The sequence below is a fragment of the Hyalangium sp. genome, from assembly GCF_035629615.1.
Lineage (GTDB): Bacteria > Myxococcota > Myxococcia > Myxococcales > Myxococcaceae > Hyalangium.
Map to the genome: position 1 here is coordinate 1 of NZ_DASPHO010000254.1, position 3,528 is coordinate 3,528.

The window sequence follows — 3,528 nt, forward strand, 5'->3', positions numbered from 1 at the left end:
GCCACCATCTCCGGCCGGGTGATGCGCCGGGTGGCGTGGGCCTGGTCCCGGTACGTCTTCATGGCGAGCATGATGCTCTCCGTCCCACCGGAGGAGAGGGAGCCGCAGATGTGCTCCTCGGAGGACTTGCCCGCGTTGGCCTCCTCGGCGCCCAGCATGCTCGCCGTCATGGCCACGACTTCGGCCTCGAACTTGGTGGCGCTGGGCCACAGATCGGCGTGAAGGGGGTTGCTCTGCGAGTGCAGCGAGTACACCCGGTTGACGAAGGCGATGTGCCCCTCCGCCCCGTGGTACACCGCGCCGGAGACGCGCCCTTCCTTCCACCGTCCCTGCTCGCGCGCCTCCAGCTGCTCCAGCTCGCGCAGCACCTCCTCCTGCGGGCGCCCCTGGGCCGGCAGCCGCTCGAAGGTGGGCACCTGGTCCTTGTAGGGCTTCAGGCTGCCTTCCAGCTCGGCGAGCATTGAGCCGGTCTCCTGGTCCAGCCGGTTACGCACCAGGGGAATGGCCTTCAAGTACCGCTCGGCCACCGCGAGGATCCGCGGGGGCACGTAGGACAACAGATCGAGATCGGGCAGCGCCATGACTTCCTTCCTAACCGTCGGCGGCCTCGCGTGCCTCTCAGGCACTCCGGGCCCGGTTGAGCCGCGCGAAAGCGGACTTGTTGCTCTTGTAGAGGGTGAGGAACTCCCGGAACAGCTCGTCGTAGAGCCCCCGGTTCTTCAGATCCGGCTCGTAAGTGCGGGCCACGGGCACGAGCGACGGGATCTCGTCCACGGTGAGGTGTCCCAGCGCCAGTGCCGCCTGGAAGGCCGCGCCCCGGGCGTTGGCCAGCACGGGCTCGTCCACCTGCTGGATCCTCCGGCCCAGGATGTCCGCGTAGATCTGGCACCACAGCTTCGAGCGAGCCCCGCCGCCGATCATGCGGATGGACTCCAGCTCCCGGCCGACGAACCGCTCCACGTAGGTGAGCAGCCACCGGGAGTTGTAGGCCACGCCCTCCATGACGGCCCGCACCAGGTGCCCGCGCGTCGTCTGCAGCGACTGGTTGAAGAACCCGCCGCGCACCAGTCGATTCTCCACGGGCGAGCGCTCCCCGTTGAGCCAGGGCATGAAGAGGAGGCGGTCGCTGCCGGGAGGCACGCGCTCTGCCGCCCGCTCGAAGCCCGCGTAGATCTCCTGGGAGTCCAGCGCCGGACCGGAGCTTGGCTCCTCGTGGAGGAGGTTCTTCAGGGAGACCAGGCAGATGCCGGCGGACTCCTGCTCGTTGACGAGCAGGTAGCGGCCCGGAAGCGCGGAGGGAAACGTCCCCATCTGGTGCAGCAGATCCGCCTTCTTGAAGGGCACGTGGCAGCTGAGCCACGAGGAGGTGCCCACGCACAGGTGGGGCTCGAAGTCGCGCACCGCCCCCGAGCCCACGGCGGCCGCGAGGATGTCCGGGGTGCCAGACACCACCTGGGTGTGCTCGCCCAGCCCCAGCGCGCGGGAGGCCTCGGGGCTCAGCGGGCCCAGCACCGAGGCGGCGGGGACGAGCTCGGGGAGCTTCTCACGGTGCAGCCCCGTCATCTTCAGCAGGCGCTCGTCGTAGCTCAGCCGGGACAGGTTCCGGTTGTCTGTCACCCAGTGCAGGGCGATCGAGTCGTATGAGGCGGTGAACCGGCCGCTCAGCCGCAGGTTGAGCCAGTCCTTGGGCTCGAGGAACTTGTAGGTGCGCTGGTAGACGTCCGGGTGCTCGTGCTGGAGGTAGAGGATGTGCCCCAGGGGATCCTTGCCGGAGCTGCTGGGCGCTCCGCCCGTGAGCCGCACCCAGGTGTACAGCTTGCTCAGGCCGTAGCCCTCGATGGAGACAAGGCCTTGGGTGACGCGCCGGACGTGGGAGGCCCCGCGCGAGTCCATCCAGAGGATGGCGGGGTGCAGGGGCCGCCCCTGCTCGTCTACGGCGACGGTGCCGGACCACTGCGAGCCGACGTTGACGCCGATGACGTCCGCCGGAGAGGAGACGCCTCGCTCGAGCAGGCGCCGCGTGGCCCTGACGATGGCTGACCACCAGCTCTCGGGATCCTGCTCAGCACCGCCCTCGGGGAGGAGGGAGAGCGGAATGGGCTCCACCTCGCTGCCGAGGATGGCGCCTCGGGTGGTGATGAGGGCCAGCTTGACGGCCGAGGTCCCCAGGTCAATGGACAGGATGGATGGGCTGCCGGTGGTTGGCACCTGGTCCCCTCGTAGCCGATGGCGCGCGGGAGAGGCCGCGGCCGGCACAATCTATGAGGCGACCCCCGCGCAATCCACCAGGAAGGAGGGGGCCCTGCGGGGCGAGCCCGCCAGGGAACGTTGCCGTGCCCTGCTTATGGCTCGCGGTAGATGAGCAGGCCGCGCGCCATGTCCACCACGTACACGTGGCCGTCCCCCGGCACGCGGATGCCGATCGCGCCGACGAAGAGGCCCCCCAGGTTGCCCGAGCCCGCTTCCCGGAAGGTGTTGGCGTACGCGATCTCCCTCGGCTGGGTGGGGTTGGAGACGTCCAGCACGCGCAGGCCCTCCGCATACCAGGCCACGTACAGCCGCGTGCCCACCAGCAGCATGTTGTGGATGGAGGCCTGCGGCCGCATCGAGTGCTCGCCGATCTTCACGATCCGGGTGGGGTCGGTGACGTCCAGCACGCGCAGGTGCGCGTTGATGTTCTCGCCGCCCTCGAACGCGATGGTGCGGCCGCCGAGCGTGCCCACCGCGTTGGCGTGGGTGGGGTTGTAGATCTGGGCGTCATACGTGTACGAGCCGAGCGGCTTGGGGTCTGCCGCATCGGTGACGTCCAGCACGTAGTACCCCTGGCCCATCTGGTTGATGTAGAGCCGGTTCTGGTACGCGAAGGAGTCGTGCGGGTAGCCGAAGCCGTTGTCGTCCGCGGGCACCGTGTAGCGGTTGAGCAGCACCGGCTCCAGGGGCTTGCTCACGTCGAACATGAGCACCTGATTGGCGCCCGACGCCTGGGCGTACATCCGGTCCCCGTCCACATAGAGGGTGTGCACGTCGAAGGTGTCTCCAGGCACGCCGCGCAGCATCTTCGGGTCCGCGGGGTCGGTGATGTCGAAGACGAGCACGCCGTGGTTCCCGCTGCCCACGTAGAGGGCATCCCCCTTGGACCAGACGGAGTTCCAGTAGGTGTCGCCCGCCAGGGTGAAGACCTTGCGGAGCACGGGACGGGCCTTGTCGGTGACGTCGAAGACGGTGAGGCCGCCCGTGGGAGGTGTCACCCTGCCGAGGCTGAGAGACACCACATAGGCGTGGTTCTTGGTCACGTAGACATCCACGGGCAGGCCCAGATCCACCTTGGCTTCCGAGAGGAGCTCGATGCCCGAGGTCTCTGGCTCGTGGAGCCGCTGCAGGCGCACGCCGTCGAAGGTGCCGGAAGAGCGCCGCGCTCCGCCGTTGGTGCACGTCTGGTAGCACCCGGTGAAGTTCTGCGAGTCCTGGGCTTGGCAGCCCGCCATCGCCCAGAGCGTGGTGCCGCCGTCCGTCAGGGTGCGCTTGCCA

2 protein-coding genes and 1 pseudogene are annotated in these 3,528 nt (G+C 68.8%); all 3 read right to left on the reverse strand.

The genetic code is table 11. The features are described 5' to 3' along the window. Positions 1–581: pseudogene (locus VD972_RS12760) on the reverse strand (aspartate aminotransferase family protein); the annotation flags it as partial. Positions 582–618: 37 nt separating this feature from the next. After that, on the reverse strand, positions 619–2,208 hold the full coding sequence (locus VD972_RS12765) for an FGGY-family carbohydrate kinase (protein ID WP_324985982.1): 1,590 nt from the start codon (positions 2,206–2,208) through the stop codon (positions 619–621). Positions 2,209–2,342: 134 nt separating this feature from the next. After that, positions 2,343–3,528, reverse strand: a 1,186-nt coding sequence (locus tag VD972_RS12770; RefSeq protein WP_324985985.1) for a hypothetical protein, incomplete at its 5' end; no start/stop codon positions are given.